Origin of the sequence: Pseudomonas sp. So3.2b, assembly GCF_019464415.1 — a bacterium.
Lineage (GTDB): Bacteria > Pseudomonadota > Gammaproteobacteria > Pseudomonadales > Pseudomonadaceae > Aquipseudomonas > Aquipseudomonas shahriarae.
On record NZ_CP080494.1, the window covers coordinates 1,388,228 to 1,406,606 of the forward strand.

21 protein-coding genes are annotated in these 18,379 nt (G+C 59.3%); 20 read left to right on the plus strand and 1 reads right to left on the minus strand.

Annotation, left to right across the window (positions count from 1 at the left end; translation table 11 throughout):
* Positions 1–12 precede the first annotated feature (12 nt).
* From yajC to K1X80_RS06155, 4 genes are all read left to right on the plus strand, one after another.
* Complete coding sequence (gene yajC / locus K1X80_RS06140) at positions 13–351, plus strand: preprotein translocase subunit YajC (RefSeq protein ID WP_003175975.1); 339 nt, start codon at positions 13–15, stop codon at positions 349–351.
* 62 nt (positions 352–413) lie between these two features.
* Entirely contained in the window at positions 414–2,282 is a 1,869-nt protein-coding gene (gene secD, locus K1X80_RS06145) for a protein translocase subunit SecD (RefSeq protein WP_057960572.1), read from the plus strand.
* Positions 2,283–2,291: 9 nt separating this feature from the next.
* A complete protein-coding gene (secF, locus tag K1X80_RS06150; RefSeq protein ID WP_220172732.1) occupies positions 2,292–3,206 on the plus strand; it encodes a protein translocase subunit SecF in 915 nt (304 codons plus the stop codon).
* A gap of 123 nt (positions 3,207–3,329) precedes the next feature.
* Positions 3,330–3,872, plus strand: coding sequence for a glycine zipper 2TM domain-containing protein (locus tag K1X80_RS06155; RefSeq protein WP_029298576.1), 543 nt, complete (start codon positions 3,330–3,332; stop codon positions 3,870–3,872).
* A gap of 203 nt (positions 3,873–4,075) precedes the next feature.
* Here K1X80_RS06155 and suhB read toward each other — a convergent pair whose 3' ends face one another.
* The gene (gene suhB, locus K1X80_RS06160) at positions 4,076–4,891 is read right to left on the minus strand and encodes an inositol-phosphate phosphatase (RefSeq protein ID WP_003175971.1); all 816 of its coding nucleotides are present in this window, start codon (positions 4,889–4,891) and stop codon (positions 4,076–4,078) included.
* Between the two features lie 145 nt (positions 4,892–5,036).
* Here suhB and trmJ point away from each other — a divergent pair, with 145 nt between their 5' ends.
* The 16 genes from trmJ (at position 5,037) to hisS (ending at position 18,378) form a co-directional block, all read left to right on the plus strand.
* On the plus strand, positions 5,037–5,807 hold the full coding sequence (gene trmJ / locus K1X80_RS06165; RefSeq protein ID WP_057960570.1) for a tRNA (cytosine(32)/uridine(32)-2'-O)-methyltransferase TrmJ: 771 nt from the start codon (positions 5,037–5,039) through the stop codon (positions 5,805–5,807).
* A gap of 2 nt (positions 5,808–5,809) precedes the next feature.
* The gene (gene cysE, locus K1X80_RS06170; protein WP_057960569.1) at positions 5,810–6,595 is read left to right on the plus strand and encodes a serine O-acetyltransferase; all 786 of its coding nucleotides are present in this window, start codon (positions 5,810–5,812) and stop codon (positions 6,593–6,595) included.
* Between the two features lie 299 nt (positions 6,596–6,894).
* Complete coding sequence (gene iscR / locus K1X80_RS06175; protein ID WP_038446306.1) at positions 6,895–7,386, plus strand: Fe-S cluster assembly transcriptional regulator IscR; 492 nt, start codon at positions 6,895–6,897, stop codon at positions 7,384–7,386.
* A 50-nt stretch (positions 7,387–7,436) separates the two neighbouring features.
* Complete coding sequence (locus K1X80_RS06180) at positions 7,437–8,651, plus strand: IscS subfamily cysteine desulfurase (protein ID WP_057437931.1); 1,215 nt, start codon at positions 7,437–7,439, stop codon at positions 8,649–8,651.
* A gap of 99 nt (positions 8,652–8,750) precedes the next feature.
* The gene (iscU, locus tag K1X80_RS06185) at positions 8,751–9,137 is read left to right on the plus strand and encodes a Fe-S cluster assembly scaffold IscU (protein ID WP_028617851.1); all 387 of its coding nucleotides are present in this window, start codon (positions 8,751–8,753) and stop codon (positions 9,135–9,137) included.
* Positions 9,138–9,165: 28 nt separating this feature from the next.
* Entirely contained in the window at positions 9,166–9,489 is a 324-nt protein-coding gene (gene iscA, locus K1X80_RS06190; RefSeq protein WP_010565230.1) for an iron-sulfur cluster assembly protein IscA, read from the plus strand.
* 8 nt (positions 9,490–9,497) lie between these two features.
* Entirely contained in the window at positions 9,498–10,019 is a 522-nt protein-coding gene (gene hscB / locus K1X80_RS06195) for a co-chaperone HscB (protein WP_057437935.1), read from the plus strand.
* Positions 10,020–10,070: 51 nt separating this feature from the next.
* Complete coding sequence (hscA, locus tag K1X80_RS06200) at positions 10,071–11,933, plus strand: Fe-S protein assembly chaperone HscA (protein WP_057960568.1); 1,863 nt, start codon at positions 10,071–10,073, stop codon at positions 11,931–11,933.
* 3 nt (positions 11,934–11,936) lie between these two features.
* Positions 11,937–12,278 carry an ISC system 2Fe-2S type ferredoxin gene (gene fdx / locus K1X80_RS06205; RefSeq protein WP_016977666.1) on the plus strand — a complete coding sequence of 114 codons (342 nt, stop codon included), beginning with the start codon at positions 11,937–11,939 and terminating at the stop codon, positions 12,276–12,278.
* 14 nt (positions 12,279–12,292) lie between these two features.
* The gene (iscX, locus tag K1X80_RS06210; protein WP_057437937.1) at positions 12,293–12,493 is read left to right on the plus strand and encodes a Fe-S cluster assembly protein IscX; all 201 of its coding nucleotides are present in this window, start codon (positions 12,293–12,295) and stop codon (positions 12,491–12,493) included.
* Positions 12,494–12,584: 91 nt separating this feature from the next.
* A complete protein-coding gene (gene ndk / locus K1X80_RS06215; RefSeq protein ID WP_017846179.1) occupies positions 12,585–13,010 on the plus strand; it encodes a nucleoside-diphosphate kinase in 426 nt (141 codons plus the stop codon).
* Positions 13,011–13,038: 28 nt separating this feature from the next.
* Positions 13,039–14,187, plus strand: coding sequence for a 23S rRNA (adenine(2503)-C(2))-methyltransferase RlmN (gene rlmN, locus K1X80_RS06220; RefSeq protein ID WP_057437941.1), 1,149 nt, complete (start codon positions 13,039–13,041; stop codon positions 14,185–14,187).
* A 12-nt stretch (positions 14,188–14,199) separates the two neighbouring features.
* Positions 14,200–14,958 (plus strand): type IV pilus biogenesis/stability protein PilW, encoded by a 759-nt coding sequence (gene pilW / locus K1X80_RS06225; RefSeq protein ID WP_057437943.1) that lies wholly within the window; start codon positions 14,200–14,202, stop codon positions 14,956–14,958.
* On the plus strand, positions 14,958–15,953 hold the full coding sequence (locus K1X80_RS06230) for a RodZ family helix-turn-helix domain-containing protein (protein ID WP_220172733.1): 996 nt from the start codon (positions 14,958–14,960) through the stop codon (positions 15,951–15,953). The genes pilW and K1X80_RS06230 overlap by 1 nt, the downstream gene beginning before the upstream one ends.
* 2 nt (positions 15,954–15,955) lie before the next feature.
* Positions 15,956–17,065 carry a flavodoxin-dependent (E)-4-hydroxy-3-methylbut-2-enyl-diphosphate synthase gene (ispG, locus tag K1X80_RS06235; protein WP_057437947.1) on the plus strand — a complete coding sequence of 370 codons (1,110 nt, stop codon included), beginning with the start codon at positions 15,956–15,958 and terminating at the stop codon, positions 17,063–17,065.
* A gap of 23 nt (positions 17,066–17,088) precedes the next feature.
* Entirely contained in the window at positions 17,089–18,378 is a 1,290-nt protein-coding gene (gene hisS / locus K1X80_RS06240) for a histidine--tRNA ligase (RefSeq protein ID WP_057437949.1), read from the plus strand.
* Position 18,379 lies beyond the last annotated feature (1 nt).

The window sequence follows — 18,379 nt, forward strand, 5'->3', positions numbered from 1 at the left end:
CTGGAGTGCTAAATGAGCTTTTTTATCTCTAACGCTATGGCTGACGCCGCTGCACCGGCCGCTGCCGGTCCTATGGGCGGTGGTTTCGAGTGGATTTTCCTGGTCGGCTTCCTGGTCATCTTCTACCTGATGATCTGGCGCCCACAGGCCAAGCGCGCCAAAGAGCAGAAAAACCTGCTGGGTAGCCTGCAAAAAGGCGACGAAGTGGTCACCACCGGCGGTATCGCTGGCAAGATCACCAAGGTTTCCGATGCTTTCGTGGTACTGGAAGTCTCCGACACCGTTGAAATGAAGTTCCAGAAAGGCGCCATTGCCGCCACGCTGCCAAAAGGCACGCTCAAAGCGATCTGAGTAACAACTTTTACCAATCGACGGGGCGCGCAAGGCGCCCCGCGTCATAAGCGGGCGGCGTGATGCTGAACAAATACCCTCTGTGGAAATACGTACTGATCCTGGCGGTGCTGGCGATCGGCTTTATTTATTCCGCTCCCAATCTCTATCCTGATGACCCGGCGATCCAGATCACCGGTGCCAGCACTTCGCTGCAGGTCAATCAGGCTGACCTGGACCGTGCGAGCAAGGCGCTCATCGACGCGGGTATCCAGGTTAAAGCGGCAACATTGGCAGCTGATGCGAAGGGCGGTTTGCTGCGCCTGACCAAGCAAGAAGACCAATTGCCGGCCAAGGATGTTGTACGCAAGGTCATGGGTGATGACTACGTCGTTGCACTGAACCTGGCTCAGACCACGCCAAAATGGCTGAGCAGCATTGGCGCGCATCCCATGAAGCTGGGTCTGGACTTGTCCGGTGGTGTGCACTTCCTGTTGGAAGTGGACATGGACAAAGCCCTCGACGCACGCATGAAAGTCTACGAAGGCGATGTGAAGAGCCTGTTGCGTAAAGAGCGCCTGCGTTATCGCAGCCTGCCGCAGCTCAATGGTGCCATCCAGCTGGGTTTTGCTGACGAAGCAAGCCGCGAACAGGCCCGTGCACTGATCCGCAAAAACTTCAACGATTTCGACATTGTTCCGGCCGACCTCAATGGTCAGGCGGTACTGCGTCTGGCGATGACCCCGGCTAAGCTGGCGGAAATCCGTGAATACTCCATCAAGCAGAACTTGACCACGGTACGTAACCGCGTCAACGAGCTGGGTGTGGCCGAGCCTCTGGTTCAGCGCCAGGGTGCCAATCGCATCGTGGTTGAGCTGCCGGGCGTGCAGGATACTGCTGAAGCCAAGCGCATCCTCGGCAAGACTGCCAACCTGGAGTTCCGCCTGGCGGCCGAGCCGGGTGCTTCCAGGGCCACTTCCGAAACCTTCGAGTTCCGCGAGGGCAACCGCCCAGCCGCGCAGATCGAGCGTAGCCTGATCATCACCGGTGACCAGGTGACGGATGCCAAGGCTGGTTTCGGCGAGCACGGCACGCCTGAAGTGAACATCCGTCTGGATGGTCATGGTGGCGAACTGATGAACCGCGCCACGCGCAGCAACGTCGGTCGCAGCATGGCGGTGATCTTCATCGAGCAACGCCCGGTGACCACCTACACCAAGCAAATGGTCAATGGCGTCGAGAAAGACGTGGCGGTACAGACCTTCAAGGAAGAGAAGAAGATCATCAGCCTGGCGACCATCCAGTCGCCTCTGGGTGCTCAATTCCGCATCACCGGCCTGAACGGCCAGGGTGAGTCTTCCGAGCTGGCGCTGCTGTTGCGTGCCGGTGGCCTGGCGGCACCGATGTACTTCGCCGAGGAGCGCACCATTGGTCCAAGCCTGGGTGCTGACAACATCACCAAGGGTGTCGATGCGGCGCTGTGGGGCATGCTGTTCGTTTCGCTGTTCATCATTGCCATCTACCGCTTCTTCGGCGTCATCGCCACCGTAGCCCTGGCGGGCAACATGGTGATGCTGCTGGCCCTGATGTCGCTGCTGGGGGCTACACTGACCCTGCCGGGTATCGCCGGTATCGTGCTGACCATGGGTATGGCGGTAGACGCCAACGTGCTGATCTTCTCGCGGATTCGTGAAGAGATTGCAGCGGGCATGAGCGTGCAGCGGGCAATCAACGAAGGCTTCGGCCGGGCATTTACCGCGATTCTCGACTCCAACCTGACCACATTGCTGGTCGGCGGGATTCTCTTTGCCATGGGCACCGGCCCGGTCAAGGGTTTTGCGGTGACCATGTCCCTCGGTATCTTTACCTCGATGTTCACGGCCATTTTGGTGACCCGCGCAATGGTCAACCTGACCTTTGGCGGGCGTGACTTCAAGAAGTTGTGGATTTAAGGGGCTGCCATGTTACGTACAATCAACTTCATGGGCGTTCGCAACGTTGCGTTCGGCGTCACTGTGCTCCTTACCGTCCTGGCGCTGTTCAGCTGGTTCCATAAGGGGTTGAACTACGGCCTGGACTTCACCGGCGGTACGCTCATCGAGCTGACCTACGAGAAACCGGCCGACGTCACCAAGGTGCGTGCCCAGCTGAACGAGGCCGGGTATAACGAGGCGATCGTGCAGAGCTTTGGTGCGACCACCGACCTGCTGGTGCGGATGCCCGGTGAAGACCCGCAACTGGGTCACCAGGTGGCCGAGGCCTTGCTCAAGGTCGGTGGCGACAACCCGGCTTCGGTCAAGCGCGTCGAGTTCGTCGGCCCGCAGGTGGGTGAAGAGCTGCGCGACCAGGGCGGCCTCGGCATGCTGATGGCGCTGGCCGGCATCATGGTCTACCTGGCGTTCCGCTTTCAGTGGAAGTTTGGCGTCGGTGCCATTGTCTCGCTGATCCACGACGTGATCGTGACCGTGGGGATCCTGGCGTACTTCCAGATCACCTTCGACCTGACGGTATTGGCGGCGGTGCTGGCGATCATTGGTTACTCTTTGAACGACACCATCGTGGTATTCGACCGGGTTCGCGAGAACTTCCGGGTGCTGCGCAAGGCGACGTTGATCGAGAACATCAACATCTCCACCACCCAGACCCTGCTGCGTACCATGGCGACGTCGATCTCCACCTTGCTGGCGATTGGCGCGCTGATGATCTTCGGTGGCGACAACCTGTGGGGCTTCTCCCTGGCGCTGTTCATCGGCGTCCTGGCAGGTACCTACTCGTCGATCTACATCGCCAACGTGGTGCTGATCTGGCTGAACCTCAACAGCGAAGACCTGATTCCTCCTGTTGCGACAGACAAGGAGGTCGACGAGCGCCCTTGATGGGTTTTTGTTGATCGGCTGTTACAAAGAAGGCGCGAGTATTGAACTCGCGCCTTTTTTTTTGCTCCAAGGCTGGGTATAGCGCGGACGTTTCAGTCCGCTTGTGATGGTCAGGAGGTTCACGTGAACAAGTCGTTACTGGTTGGTGCGGTATTGGGTGCTGTCGGTGTGACTGCCGGGGGTGCTGTCGCCACCTACAGCCTGGTAAAAAGCGGCCCTGAGTATGCGCAAGTGCTGGCAGTGCAGCCGGTCAAGACCCAGATCAAAACCCCGCGTGAGGTCTGCAAGGACGTCACCGTAACCCGGCAGCGTCCGGTGCAGGATCAGCATCAAATCGCTGGTACCGTGGTCGGCGCCCTGGCAGGTGGTCTGCTGGGTAACCAGATCGGTGGCGGTACAGGCAAGAAGATTGCCACCGTAGCTGGCGCAGTCGGTGGTGGTTATGCCGGTAACAAGGTTCAGGAAGGCATGCAGAACCGTGATACCTACACCACCACCCAGACGCGCTGTAATACCGTCAACGACATCAGCGACAAGGTTGTCGGGTATGACGTGCGTTACAACCTGGATGGCAAGGAAGGATCGGTGCGCATGGAGCGTGATCCGGGTAGCCAGATCCCAGTGGATAAAGAAGGGCGTTTGATCTTGGGCCAAAATCAACAGTAATCCCAAGCCTGGCGCAGCTCAAAATGTGGGAGCGGGCTTGCCCGCGATGGCGGTGAATCAGTCAAATGTGTCTAACCAGGCACTCCGCTATCGCGGGCAAGCCCGCTCCCATATTTGATTTGTGTTGTCGCTGAAAGCGAGGCATGGCCAAATCCCAGGCATAAAAAAAGCACCCCGAGGGGTGCTTTTTTGTGCTCGCTCGCTTAACGCTTCAGCGAAGCCGGCAGGTGCGGCTGGATCGCCGTCAGGACTGCCTTGAAGCATTTGGTGTTGCCTGCTACCACGTGACCCTTCTCCAGGAAGTCGTGACCGCCGGTGAAGTCGCTCACCAGGCCGCCGGCTTCTTGAATCAGCAGGGCGCCTGCGGCCATGTCCCACTCGGACAGGCCCGACTCCCAGAACGCATCAAAACGACCGGCGGCAACGTATGCCAGGTCCAGGCTGGCGGCGCCGGCGCGGCGGATGCCGGCGGTCTGGCCAACCAGGGCGCGGAACATGCCCAGGTAGTTTTCCAGGTTGTCCATCTGGTCGTCACGGAACGGAAAGCCGGTGCCCAGCAGGGCGCCGTCCAGGCTGGTGCGACCGCTGACACGCAGGCGACGACCGTTCAACTGGGCGCCACGGCCACGGCTGGCGGTGAATTCTTCCTGGCGAACCGGGTCCAGCACGACGGCGTGTTCCAGGCGGCCACGGTATTTGCAGGCAATGCTCACGGCAAAGTGTGGGATGCCGCGCAGGAAGTTGGTGGTGCCATCCAGTGGGTCGATGATCCACAGGTAGTCTTCGCCTTCGCCGCTACCTTTGTGCAGGCCGGTTTCTTCACCGAGGATGCCGTGGGTAGGGTAGGCCTTGCGCAGGGCGTCGATGATTTTCTGTTCGGCGGCGCGATCCACCTCGGATACATAATCCTTGGCGTCTTTTTCGTCGACCTTGATGGTATCCAGGCGCTCGATGGAGCGGAAGATCAATTCACTGGCGCTGCGGGCGGCGCGCAGCGCGATATTCAGCATGGGCTGCATGGATGTGTCACCTAAGGTTGTTAAAGAAAGCCGGGCATTCTAGCAGAAACTTTCTTCAGGTGAAGGACGACGTTCGCTTTCATGGCATAACCTTAGGCTGTTCTGTAATATTTGCCCCCCTTTCCCATGTCCGAGAGCGCCTCCCTTGCTGCAAAACATTCGTGTCGTCCTCGTCAATACCAGTCACCCCGGCAATATCGGCGGGGTGGCGCGGGCCATGAAAAACATGGGGCTGACGCGCCTGGTGCTGGTGGAGCCACGGGTGTTCCCGCACCACGAAGCTGACGCTCGTGCCTCAGGCGCCAATGACATCCTGGAAAAAGCCCAGGTTGTCGCCACCCTGGAAGACGCCCTGGTCGGTTGCAACCTGGTGCTCGGCACCAGTGCTCGTGACCGGCGCATCCCCTGGCCGCTGCTCGATCCCCGCGAGTGCGGGGCCAAAGTGGTCGAAGAGGCTGCTGGCGGTGCTGAAATCGCTCTGGTATTTGGCCGTGAAGACTCCGGCCTGACCAATGACGAGCTGCAGCGATGTCATTATCACGTGCACATTCCATCAGACCCTGAATTCAGCTCGCTGAACCTCGGGGCAGCCGTGCAGGTGTTGAGTTATGAAGTGCGCATGGCCTGGCTGGCAGCACAAGGCCAGCCGAGCAAGATGGAGAAGGACGAGGTCGCATCCACCAAAAGTGGTGAATTGGCCACCATGGATGAACTGGAACGGTTCTATGAACACCTGGAGCAGACCCTGGTGGCCATTGAATTCCTTGATCCGGAAAAACCACGGCACTTGATGGCGCGCCTGCGCCGGCTGTATGGGCGCAGCTCGGTCAGCCGGGCAGAGATGAATATATTGCGTGGCATCCTCACGGAAACCCAGAAAGCGGCCCGTGGCGAGCTTCTTAAGCGGAAGGATTAAAAATGTTCGAGCGTTTGCGAGAAGATATCCAGAGTGTTTTCCATCGTGACCCGGCGGCGCGCAACGCCTTTGAAGTGCTGACCTGCTACCCGGGCATGCACGCGATCTGGATTCACCGCTTGTCCGGTGCCTTGTGGGGCATGGGCTGGAAGTGGCTGGCGCGGCTGGTGTCGAACTTTGGTCGCTGGCTGACCGGGATCGAGATTCATCCGGGGGCCAAGGTCGGTCGTCGCTTCTTCATCGATCACGGCATGGGCATCGTTATTGGTGAGACCGCCGAAATTGGTGATGACGTGACCTTGTATCAAGGCGTGACGCTGGGCGGTACCACCTGGAACAAGGGTAAACGTCACCCAACCCTGGAAAACGGTGTAGTGGTAGGGGCGGGCGCCAAGGTGTTGGGGCCGTTTACCGTGGGTGCCGGTGCCAAGGTTGGTTCCAATGCGGTGGTGACCAAGGCGGTGCCACCGGGCGCAACCGTGGTGGGCATTCCTGGGCGGATCATCGTCAAGCCGGAAGTCGGCGATGAGCAGGAGGCCAAGCGCAAGGCCATGGCCGAGAAGATCGGCTTCGACGCCTATGGCGTCAGCGAAGACATGCCGGACCCGGTGGCTCGCGCCATCGGCCAGTTGCTCGACCACCTGCAGGCGGTGGATGGCAAGCTGGACGGCATGTGCGGCGCGCTGAAGGATCTGGGTAGTCCTTACTGTGCGAAAGATCTCCCTGAGTTGCGCGAAGAGGACTTCGCTGAGATCAAGGATGAGGCCGGTGCCACCAAGGCTGGTTAGGTTTTAAGTCCGATAAAATGCCCTGTGGGAGCTGGCGTGCCTGCGATAGCAGTCTGCCAGTCACCCCTTGGGCTGCTGATCCACCCCTATCGCAGGCAAGCCAGCTCCCCCATTTGATCTCCATTGGTCTTGAGATTGAGCCCTGGCCCTGTTCCTGCTGTTCGATCCCACCCCATCCTGCTATGATTCGCGCGCCCTTTTTACGGGTATTCCTGACTAAAGTACTAGGTCTTATAGTTGACTTAAATACTCGGGAATCGCATACTTGCTCCCATTCTGAAACACCTTGGTACTTGTCCATGAGACTGACTACAAAAGGCCGATATGCGGTGACCGCCATGCTCGATCTGGCCCTGCACGCGCAAAACGGGCCGGTGTCCCTGGCCGATATCTCCGAGCGCCAAGGCATTTCCCTGTCTTACCTTGAGCAGCTGTTCGCCAAGCTGCGCCGCAGCAACTTGGTTTCTAGTGTGCGTGGCCCGGGTGGCGGTTATCAGTTGTCCCGCGATATGCAGGGCATCCAGGTGGCCCAGGTGATCGACGCGGTCAATGAGTCCGTCGATGCTACCAAGTGCCAGGGTCTGGGTGATTGCCATGCCGGCGACACCTGCCTGACACACCACTTGTGGTGTGACCTGAGCCTGCAGATCCATGAGTTTTTGAGTGGTATCAGCTTGGCTGATCTTGTGACTCGCCGTGAGGTGCAGGAAGTAGCCCAGCGTCAGGACCAGCGCCGATGCAACACCAAGGTGCCGCGTCTGGACAAGATTGAAGCGTCCGCCGTCGAGTGACAGCCGAAGAGCTAACGGCACGCCAGCCAGCCTGATTTAGGAGAAAGTCCATGAAATTGCCGATTTACCTTGATTACTCAGCGACCACCCCGGTTGATCCGCGTGTCGCGCAAAAGATGAGCGAATGCCTGCTGGTTGACGGAAACTTCGGCAACCCGGCCTCCCGTTCCCACGTTTTCGGCTGGAAGGCCGAGGAAGCGGTGGAAAACGCTCGTCGCCAGGTCGCCGACCTGGTCAATGCCGACCCGCGTGAAATCGTCTGGACCTCCGGTGCCACCGAGTCCGACAACCTGGCAATCAAGGGCGCCGCGCATTTCTACGCGACCAAGGGCAAGCACCTGATCACCACCAAGATTGAGCACAAGGCTGTCCTCGACACCATGCGCCAACTGGAGCGTGAAGGTTTCGAGGTTACTTACCTCGAGCCCACCACCGACGGTATCGTCACCCCGGCAATGATCGAAGCCGCGATGCGTGAAGACACCATCCTGGTTTCCGTGATCCACGTGAACAACGAAATCGGCACCATCAACGACATCGCCGCCATCGGCGAGCTGACCCGCTCCAAAGGCGTGTTGCTGCATGTCGATGCTGCCCAGTCCACCGGCAAGGTCGATATCGACCTGTCCAAGCTGAAAGTCGACCTGATGTCGTTCTCGGCCCACAAGACCTACGGCCCTAAAGGCATTGGCGCGCTGTACGTGAGCCGCAAGCCTCGCGTCCGTATCGAAGCCACCATGCACGGCGGCGGTCACGAGCGCGGCATGCGCTCGGGCACCCTGGCGACCCACCAGATCGTCGGCATGGGCGAAGCCTTCCGTGTAGCCAAAGAAGACATGGCTGCCGAAAATGTGCGCATCAAGGCTCTCAGCGATCGCTTCTACAAGCAGGTCGAGAACCTTGAAGAGCTGTACATCAACGGCAGCATGACCGCCCGTGTACCGCACAACCTGAATTTGAGCTTCAACTACGTCGAGGGCGAGTCGCTGATCATGGCGCTCAAGGATCTGGCGGTTTCGTCCGGTTCGGCCTGCACCTCGGCTTCCCTTGAGCCGTCCTACGTCCTGCGCGCCCTGGGCCGCAACGACGAGTTGGCGCACAGCTCGATCCGCTTTACGTTCGGCCGTTTCACCACCGAAGAAGAAGTCGACTACGCAGCGCAGAAAGTCTGCGAAGCGGTCACCAAGCTGCGCACTCTGTCGCCGCTGTGGGACATGTACAAAGACGGTGTCGATATTTCCAAGATCGAGTGGGCGGCACACTAAATATAGAAGCCGCCACCCAAGCTCTGTAGGAACGTGGCGGAAAACGCAGGCGTTTCTACAGGGTTCCAGAGCGGCCCTGATGAGTGAGGATTCAGTACCATGGCTTACAGCGAAAAGGTCATCGACCACTACGAAAACCCGCGCAACGTCGGCAAGATGGACGCGGAAGATCCTGATGTGGGCACCGGCATGGTCGGCGCTCCGGCGTGCGGCGACGTTATGCGCCTGCAGATCAAGGTCAACGACGCTGGCGTTATCGAAGACGCCAAGTTCAAGACCTACGGCTGCGGTTCAGCCATCGCCTCCAGTTCCCTGGCGACCGAATGGATGAAAGGCAAGACCCTGGATGAAGCTGTCACTATCAGCAACACCCAGTTGGCCGAAGAACTGGCCCTGCCGCCCGTGAAAATTCACTGCTCGGTACTTGCAGAGGACGCCATCAAGGCGGCCGTTCGCGATTACAAGCAGAAGAAAGGCTTGATCTAAGCATTTGGCGACGAGTAAGGAGTCAACGATGGCTATCAGCATGACAGAAGCGGCTGCGCGGCACGTGCGACGCTCCCTGGATGGGCGCGGTAAAGGTGAGGGGATTCGTCTGGGTGTGCGCACCACAGGCTGTTCCGGCCTTGCCTACGTGCTGGAGTTCGTCGACGAGGTGGTTGCGGAAGATCAGGTGTTCGAAAGTCACGGCGAGAAAGTGATCATCGACCCGAAAAGCCTGACCTACCTGGACGGCACCGAACTCGATTTCGTCAAGGAAGGGTTGAACGAAGGCTTCAAGTTCAACAACCCCAACGTACGCGGTGAGTGTGGCTGCGGCGAAAGCTTCAACATCTGAGGCTATTTGTGGGTACTCCTTGTCATTTCGCTTTATTCGAGCTGCAGCCGAGCTTTCGGCTGGACCTCGAGCAGCTTGCCACGCGCTACCGTGAATTGGCGCGTGGGGTGCATCCGGATCGCTTTGCCGACGCTTCCGAGCGTGAGCAGCGCCTGGCGCTGGAGCAGTCAGCCAGCCTCAACGAAGCCTATCAGACGCTCAAAAGCCCTCCCAAACGCGCGCGTTACCTGCTCGCCATGGGTGGTGGCGAAATGCCGCTGGAAGTCACGGTCCATGACCCCGATTTCCTGATGCAGCAGATGCAGTGGCGTGAAGAGCTTGAAGACTTGCAGGACGAGGCCGATCTGGCTGGCGTCGCGGTCTTCAAGCGGCGTCTGAAAGTGGCCCAGGATGAACTCAACGAAAGCTTCGCAGCCTGTTGGGACGATGCAGCGCAACGTGAACAGGCCGAACGCCTGATGCGGCGCATGCAGTTCCTCGACAAGCTCACTTACGAAGTGCGCCAGCTAGAAGAGCGCCTCGACGATTAACCCAGTGCTGCACAGATTGCACGCCTGATAGACAGATAAGACCTGATTACCATGGCTCTACTGCAGATCGCCGAACCCGGCCAAAGTCCTCAACCGCACCAGCGTCGCCTGGCGGTTGGCATCGACTTGGGTACTACCAATTCACTGGTCGCCGCACTGCGCAGCGGTCTCTCCGAGCCGCTGCCCGATGCTGATGGCCAGGTCATCCTGCCATCCGCCGTGCGCTATCACGCTGACCGCATCGAAGTGGGCGAGTCCGCTCGGCTGGCGGCGTCTGCCGACCCGCTGAACACCATACTGTCGGTCAAGCGCTTGATGGGTCGTGGGCTGTCCGACGTCAAGCAATTGGGCGACCAGCTGCCGTACCGCTTTGTCGGCGGCGAATCCCATATGCCGTTCATCGACACCGTGCAGGGGCCGAAAAGCCCGGTGGAAGTGTCGGCCGATATCCTCAAGGTACTGCGCCAGCGTGCAGAAACTACCTTGGGTGGCGAATTGGTCGGGGCGGTCATCACGGTCCCGGCTTATTTTGATGACGCCCAGCGCCAAGCCACCAAGGATGCGGCGAAACTCGCCGGTCTGAACGTGCTGCGCCTGCTCAACGAGCCGACGGCGGCAGCTGTGGCCTATGGCCTGGATCAGCACGCTGAAGGCCTGGTTGCTATCTATGACCTGGGCGGCGGCACCTTTGATATTTCGATTCTGCGCCTGACTGGCGGTGTGTTTGAAGTGCTGGCCACCGGTGGCGACAGTGCCCTGGGTGGGGATGACTTCGACCACGCCATTGCCGGTTGGATGATCACCAGTGCCGGTTTGTCCGCCGACCTGGATCCGGGCGAGCAGCGTAACCTGCTGCAAACCGCCTGCGCCGCCAAGGAAGCGCTGACTGACGCCGCATCTGTTGAAGTTTCCTACGGCTCCTGGTCGGCCCAACTGACCCGTGAAGCCTTTGATGCGCTGATCGAGCCAATGGTCGCCCGTAGTCTGAAGGCTTGCCGTCGCGCCGTACGTGATTCCGGCATCGAACTGGAAGAAGTTGGCGCGGTGGTCATGGTTGGCGGTTCGACCCGTGTGCCACGGGTTCGCGAAGCGGTAGCCGACGCCTTCGGTCGCCAGCCGCTGACCGAAATCGACCCGGATCAGGTGGTGGCCATCGGTGCCGCGATCCAGGCCGATACCCTGGCCGGCAACAAGCGCGATGGCGGCGAGTTGTTGCTGCTTGATGTGATTCCGTTGTCCCTGGGCCTGGAAACCATGGGCGGCCTGATGGAGAAGGTGATTCCGCGCAACACCACCATTCCCGTCGCCCGCGCCCAGGACTTCACCACTTATAAAGATGGCCAGACGGCCATGATGATTCATGTGCTGCAAGGCGAGCGCGAGCTGATCAGCGACTGCCGCTCCCTGGCGCGTTTTGAATTGCGCGGTATCCCGGCCATGGTCGCGGGTGCGGCGAAGATCCGCGTGACGTTCCAGGTTGACGCCGACGGCCTGCTCAGCGTGGCAGCACGCGAGCTGGGTTCGGGCGTTGAGGCGAGCATCCAGGTCAAGCCGTCCTACGGCCTGACTGACGGCGAAATCGCCAAGATGCTCAAGGATTCGTTCCAGTACGCCGGTGATGACAAGGTCGCCCGGGTGTTGCGTGAGCAGCAAGTCGATGCCCAGCGCCTGCTTGAAGCGGTGCAGGGCGCCCTTGAGGCCGACGGCGAGCGCCTGCTGGATGCTGAAGAGCGTCTGGTCATCGACCTGCAGATGCAGGAACTGGCCCAATTGATGAAAGGCACCGATGGCTATGCCATCGAACAACAGACCAAGCGCCTTTCACAAGTAACCGATGCCTTTGCTGCCCGTCGTATGAACCAGACGGTGAAAGCCGCCCTGGCGGGACGCAACCTGAATGAAATCGAGGAATAACTGATGCCACAGGTCATTTTTCTGCCACACGCCGAGCATTGCCCGGACGGTATGGTCGTGGAGGCTGAGACCGGCAAGTCCATTCTCGAAGTTGCCCATGACAACCATATCGAGATCGAGAGTGCGTGTGGTGGTGTTAACGCCTGCACCACCTGTCACTGCATTATCCGCGAAGGTTTCAACAGTCTCGAAGAGGCTGATGAGCTGGAAGAGGACTATCTTGATAGGGCGTGGGGCCTGGAACCGACTTCGCGCCTGAGCTGTCAGGCCAAGGTGGGGACAGAAGACCTCACCGTCGAAATTCCAAAGTATTCGCTCAACCATGCCGCCGAAGCGCCGCACTGATTCAAGGAAGTGTCATGAGTCTTAAATGGGTTGATGTGCAAGAAATCGCTATTCTGCTGGCCGACGGCCATCCGGATACGGATCCCTATTCGGTGAACTTTGTAGCTTTGCGTGACATGGTCATGGCGTTGCCAGGGTTCGAAGACGAGCGGGATCGTGGTGGTGAAAAGGTTCTCGAAGCGATCCAGACTGCCTGGAAAGAAGAACAGGACTGAAGCCTCCCTTACGCAGTTAGGCAATACCCAAGAACCCGCGTATAATTCGCGGGTTTAATTTTTCGCAAATTACCGTTTCTGGAGTTACACCATGGCTGTTCAACGTACTTTCTCCATCATCAAGCCTGACGCTGTTGCAAAAAACGTCATCGGCGAGATCACCACTCGTTTCGAAAAAGCCGGCCTGAAGGTTGTAGCTTCGAAACTCAAGCAACTGTCCAAGGCTGAAGCTGAAGGCTTCTACGCTGAGCACAGCGCTCGTGGTTTCTTCGGTGACCTGGTTGCCTTCATGATCTCCGGTCCTGTTGTTGTTCAGGTTCTGGAAGGCGAAAACGCTATCGCTCTGAACCGTGAGCTGATGGGCGCTACCAACCCTAAAGAAGCAGCTGCCGGCACTATCCGTGCTGACTTCGCTGATTCCATCGACGCCAACGCTGTACACGGTTCGGACTCCGAAGCCGCTGCTGCTCGCGAAATTTCGTACTTCTTCGCAGCTACTGAAGTAACCACTCGCTAAGCATTGGCTTAAGAGTGAAGGTGAATCCATGACTACATCGACTGTAAAAACCAACCTGCTGGGTCTGACTCAACAGGAAATGGAAAAATTCTTCGACTCAATCGGGGAGAAGCGTTTCCGTGCCGGTCAGGTAATGAAGTGGATTCACCACTTTGGCGTCGACGATTTCGACGCCATGACGAACGTCAGCAAGGCCCTGCGCGACAAGCTCAAGGCGATTGCTGAGGTCCGTGGTCCTGAAGTGGTCAGCGAGGACATCTCCAGCGACGGCACCCGTAAGTGGGTGGTGCGCGTGGCGTCCGGCAGCTGCGTCGAGACCGTCTACATTCCCCAGGGCAAACGTGGCACCTTGTGCGTTTCGTCCCAGGCAGGCTGTGCCTTGGATTGCAGTTTCTGCTCCACCGGCAAGCAAGGCTTCAATAGCAACCTCACCGCCGCCGAAGTCATTGGCCAGGTGTGGATTGCCAACAAATCCTTTGGCAGCGTCCCGGCGACCGTCGACCGTGCCATCACCAACGTGGTGATGATGGGCATGGGTGAGCCGCTGCTGAACTTCGACAACGTGGTTGCGGCCATGCACCTGATGATGGACGACCTGGGCTACGGCATCTCCAAGCGCCGTGTGACCCTGTCGACCTCCGGCGTGGTGCCGATGATTGATGAGCTGTCCAAGCACATCGACGTCTCCCTGGCGTTGTCGCTGCACGCACCCAATGACGCATTGCGTAACCAATTGGTGCCGATCAACAAGAAGTATCCGCTTAAGATGCTCCTCGAATCTTGCCAGCGTTATATGTCGTCCCTGGGCGAAAAGCGCGTCCTGACCATCGAGTACACCTTGCTCAAAGATATCAATGACAAGGTTGAACACGCGGTCGAGATGATCGAGTTGCTCAAGAACACCCCGTGCAAGATCAACCTGATTCCGTTCAACCCGTTTCCCCATTCTGGCTACGAGCGGCCGAGCAACAACGCCATCCGTCGTTTCCAGGATCAACTGCACCAGGCTGGCTTCAATGTGACTGTGCGCACCACCCGTGGTGAGGACATCGACGCCGCTTGTGGCCAATTGGTAGGACAGGTGCTGGATCGCACCCGTCGTAGCGAGCGTTACATCGCAGTGCGCGAATTGAGCGCCGACAGCGATCTGGCGCAGAACGCCGCGACACGAACCTGAGAGAGGATCTCTATGCCCTTGCGCCTTGCGCTGCTGTTGCTTGTTGCCAGCCTGTCGGTTGGCTGTGTTTCATCGGGCTCTGATAGTCCGTTGCAAACCGGCAAGGGCCGTGACGAAGCGCGTGCTGCCTATGTGCAGTTGGGGCTGGGATACCTGCGCCAGGGCCTGAGCGAGCAGGCCAAGGTGCCGCTGCAAATGGCCCTGGCCCTCGACAACCATGATGCCGACGCGAATGCGGCGTTGGCCCTGGTGTTCCAGGCCCAGGCCGAGCCCGAGCTGGCCGACCAGTATTACCGCAAGGCCCTGGCTGTTCGCCCCCATGATCCACGCCTGCTCAACAACTACGGCAGCTTCCTGTTTCAGCAGGAGCGTTATAAGCAAGCGTCCGGTTATTTCCAGCAAGCAGCCACTGATACCCTATATCCTGAACGTTCGCGGGTTTTCGAGAACCTGGGAGTGACCTCCGTGCGTCTCGGCCAGCGTGAAGATGCCCGCCAGCAACTGGAAAAAGCCCTGCACCTGAATCAGCGCCAGCCACGGGCCTTGCTCGAAATGGCCCAGTTGTCGTTTGAAGACAGGCATTATGTGCCGGCACGTGACTATTACGAGCGTTTTAGCCTGCTCAGTGGGCAAAATGCACGTAGTCTATTGCTTGGTGTGCGCCTCGCCACGGTTCATGAAGAACGCGACAAGGCCGCACGTTTTGGTCAGCAATTAGAACGACTCTATCCCGGTACCCCGGAATATCAGCAATACCTGTCGGAGCAATGATGAAAGCCGCGCACCCGGAAGTTGTAGCCGCTAATCGCGTAAACCCAGGCGAGACCTTGCGTCAGGCCCGCGAAAGCAATGGTTGGTCGCTGGAAGAAGTGGCCCTCAAGCTCAATTTGACCACCACTTCCCTGGGTAACCTGGAAAACGGCGCGTTCGACAAACTGCCAGGGCATACCTTCGCCCGTGGTTACATCCGCGCCTATGCCAAGCTGCTGGGCACTGACCAGGCCATCCTGGTCCAGCAATTCGACCAGTTCACCGGTACGGATTCCCAGGGCAGTAACGTACACGGTCTTGGTCGTATTGAAGAGCCGGTGCGGGTTTCCCATACTATTTTGCGAATTGTCAGCCTGTTATTGCTGATTGCAGTGATCGGTGGTGGTTTTATCTGGTGGCAGGACCAGACCTCGCTGCGCAGCAAGGATCTGATCAGCAACGCCCTGGAACACGTCGAAGTCGAAAGCGCTGACGGTACCACCCAGATTCACCCCTTGGACGAGCCGGAAGACCAGGCTGTCGTCCAGGGCCAGGCTGCCCCTGAAACCAATCTTGAGCTGCAAGCGGGCCAGCAGCCTGCCGAAACCGGCGGTGAGCCAGCTCCGGCTGCCGTTGCACCGGCTCCAACGGCTCCCGTGACCCAGGCCCCGGCCGCCACGGTCCAGACGCCTGTTGTCCCGGCCCAGGCTCCGGCCGCGCCAGTCGCACCAACAGTCGCTGCACCTGCCGACCAGGCGCCTGCCGGCGTGGCGGGGGATGGCCGTCTCCACATTACCTACGTCGCTGACTGCTGGACACAAGTCACCGATGGCAATGGCAAAGTCCTGTTCAGTGCTTTGAAGCGTAAGGGAGATACGCTTGAGCAGGTCGGCAAGCCTCCTTTGACGCTGCGTCTGGGCTTTGCCCGTGGCGCGCAAGTGGCCTATAACGGCCAGCCTGTAGACGTGGCGCCGTTCACCAGTGGCGAGACCGCTCGCCTGAAGTTGGGACAATAGTCATGCACGGCGAATCTCCAATCAAACGTCGCGTATCGCGCAAGATCTGGGTCGGCTCCGTGCCGGTGGGTGGTGATGCCCCCATCGCCGTGCAGAGCATGACCAACAGCGACACCAATGACGTAGCGGCCACCGTGGCCCAGATCAACCGCCTGGAAGCCGCTGGCGTCGATATCGTGCGGGTTTCCGTGCCGGATATGGACGCTGCCGAAGCCTTCGGCCGCATCAAGCAATTGGTCAAGGTACCATTGGTCGCCGATATCCACTTCGACTACAAGATCGCGTTGCGCGTGGCCGAACTGGGCGTCGACTGCCTGCGGATCAACCCGGGCAACATCGGTCGCGAAGACCGCGTGCGTGCCGTGGTCGACGCAGCCCGTGACCGCGGGATCCCGATCCGCATCGGTGTCAACGCTGGCTCCCTGGAAAAAGACCTGCAGAAGAAATACGGCGAGCCTACCCCGGCAGCCCTGGTCGAGTCGGCACTGCGCCATGTCGAGCACCTTGAACGCCTGAACTTCCAGGATTTCAAGGTCAGCGTAAAGGCTTCCGACGTGTTTATGGCGGTAGAAGCCTACCGCCTGCTGGCCAAGGAAATCGTGCAGCCATTGCACCTGGGCATCACCGAAGCCGGTGGTTTGCGTTCAGGCACAGTGAAATCTGCGGTGGGTCTCGGTATGCTGCTGGCCGACGGGATTGGCGATACCATTCGTATCTCCCTGGCGGCGGACCCGGTAGAGGAAGTGAAAGTCGGCTACGACATTCTCAAATCCCTGCATTTACGCTCCCGTGGCATCAATTTTATTGCCTGCCCGAGTTGCTCGCGGCAGAACTTCGACGTGGTGAAAACCATGAACGAGTTGGAAGTACGCCTGGAAGACCTGCTGGTACCGCTGGATGTTGCGGTGATCGGCTGTGTGGTCAACGGGCCGGGTGAGGCCAAGGAGGCGCACGTAGGCCTGACCGGCGGTACCCCGAACCTGATTTACATCGACGGCAAGCCGTCGCAGAAATTGACGAATGATAATCTGGTGGATCAGTTGGAACGGCTGATCCGCGAGAAAGCGGCCGAGAAGGTCGCCTCTGACGCAGCGCTGATCGCTCGCGGCTGATCGAACGAATTTAAGGATCTGATGTGAGCAAGTCTCTGCAAGCCATTCGTGGCATGAACGACATCCTGCCCGAACAGACGCCCCTGTGGCGCTATTTCGAGAGCACGGTCGCGCGCCTGCTGGATAACTACGGTTACAAGCAGATCCGCATGCCAATCGTCGAGTTCACCGAGCTGTTCAAGCGCTCCATCGGTGAAGTGACTGACATCGTCGAAAAAGAGATGTACACCTTCGAAGATCGCAACGGCGACTCCCTGACCTTGCGTCCGGAAGGTACCGCCGCGTGCGTGCGCGCTGTGCTCGAGCATGGCATCACCGGTGGTGGCCAGACCCAGAAACTGTGGTACATCGGCCCGATGTTCCGCCACGAGCGCCCACAAAAAGGCCGTTATCGCCAGTTTCACCAGATCGGTTGCGAAGTCTTCAACCTTGATGGCCCGGATATCGACGCCGAGCTGATCGTGCTGACCTGGCGCCTGTGGGGCCAACTGGGCATCCGCGACGCGGTCAAGCTCGAGCTCAACAGCCTGGGCACCAGCGAGTCCCGTGGCCGTTACCGTGAAGCCCTGGTCGAGTACCTGTCCGCTCACCTGGACAAGCTCGATGAAGACAGCCAGCGTCGCCTGAAGACCAACCCATTGCGCGTCCTTGATACCAAGAACGCCGAGACCCAGGCTGTGCTGGTCGACGCGCCGAAAATGGCCGACTACCTGGACGACGAGTCCCGCACGCACTTCGAGGGCCTCAAGGCACGCCTGGATGCGGCCGGGATTCCCTACGTGATCAACCCCAAGTTGGTGCGCGGCCTCGATTACTACAGCAAGACCGTGTTTGAGTGGGTCACTGACAAGCTCGGCGCCCAGGGCACCGTGTGTGCCGGTGGTCGTTACGACGGCCTGGTCGAGCAGATGGGTGGCAAGCCGACCACGGGCGTGGGTTTTGCCATGGGCATCGAGCGGCTGATCCTGCTGCTGGAAACCCTGGAGCAGATCCCTGAAGAAATTTCCCGTCAGGTGGACGTGTACCTGTGCGCCTTTGGCGAGGCAGCCGAACTGGCTGGCCTGGCCTTGAGCGAACAGTTGCGCGACCAACTGCCGAACCTGCGCCTGCAGGTCAATGCCGGCGCTGGCAGCTTCAAGAGCCAATTCAAGAAAGCCGACAAGAGCGGCGCGTTGTACGCGCTGATCCTGGGCGACGATGAACTGGCCCAGCAAGTGGTAAGTGTCAAACCCCTGCGTGGCCAGGGCGAACAACAAAGCATTGCCTTTGATGCGCTTGCCGCGCACTTGGCCACCTGCATCGTGCAGGGTTGAA

Bases quoted from the DNA above. Each gene is read 5' to 3' on its own strand.
- yajC (WP_003175975.1), top strand. From the start codon at position 13: ATGAGCTTTTTTATCTCTAACGCTATGGCTGACGCCGCTGCACCGGCC.
- secD (WP_057960572.1), top strand. From the start codon at position 414: ATGCTGAACAAATACCCTCTGTGGAAATACGTACTGATCCTGGCGGTG.
- secF (WP_220172732.1), top strand. From the start codon at position 2,292: ATGTTACGTACAATCAACTTCATGGGCGTTCGCAACGTTGCGTTCGGC.
- suhB (WP_003175971.1), bottom strand. From the start codon at position 4,891: ATGCAGCCCATGCTGAATATCGCGCTGCGCGCCGCCCGCAGCGCCAGT.
- cysE (WP_057960569.1), top strand. From the start codon at position 5,810: ATGTTCGAGCGTTTGCGAGAAGATATCCAGAGTGTTTTCCATCGTGAC.
- iscR (WP_038446306.1), top strand. From the start codon at position 6,895: ATGAGACTGACTACAAAAGGCCGATATGCGGTGACCGCCATGCTCGAT.
- K1X80_RS06180 (WP_057437931.1), top strand. From the start codon at position 7,437: ATGAAATTGCCGATTTACCTTGATTACTCAGCGACCACCCCGGTTGAT.
- iscU (WP_028617851.1), top strand. From the start codon at position 8,751: ATGGCTTACAGCGAAAAGGTCATCGACCACTACGAAAACCCGCGCAAC.
- iscA (WP_010565230.1), top strand. From the start codon at position 9,166: ATGGCTATCAGCATGACAGAAGCGGCTGCGCGGCACGTGCGACGCTCC.
- hscA (WP_057960568.1), top strand. From the start codon at position 10,071: ATGGCTCTACTGCAGATCGCCGAACCCGGCCAAAGTCCTCAACCGCAC.
- fdx (WP_016977666.1), top strand. From the start codon at position 11,937: ATGCCACAGGTCATTTTTCTGCCACACGCCGAGCATTGCCCGGACGGT.
- iscX (WP_057437937.1), top strand. From the start codon at position 12,293: ATGAGTCTTAAATGGGTTGATGTGCAAGAAATCGCTATTCTGCTGGCC.
- ndk (WP_017846179.1), top strand. From the start codon at position 12,585: ATGGCTGTTCAACGTACTTTCTCCATCATCAAGCCTGACGCTGTTGCA.
- rlmN (WP_057437941.1), top strand. From the start codon at position 13,039: ATGACTACATCGACTGTAAAAACCAACCTGCTGGGTCTGACTCAACAG.
- pilW (WP_057437943.1), top strand. From the start codon at position 14,200: ATGCCCTTGCGCCTTGCGCTGCTGTTGCTTGTTGCCAGCCTGTCGGTT.
- K1X80_RS06230 (WP_220172733.1), top strand. From the start codon at position 14,958: ATGAAAGCCGCGCACCCGGAAGTTGTAGCCGCTAATCGCGTAAACCCA.
- ispG (WP_057437947.1), top strand. From the start codon at position 15,956: ATGCACGGCGAATCTCCAATCAAACGTCGCGTATCGCGCAAGATCTGG.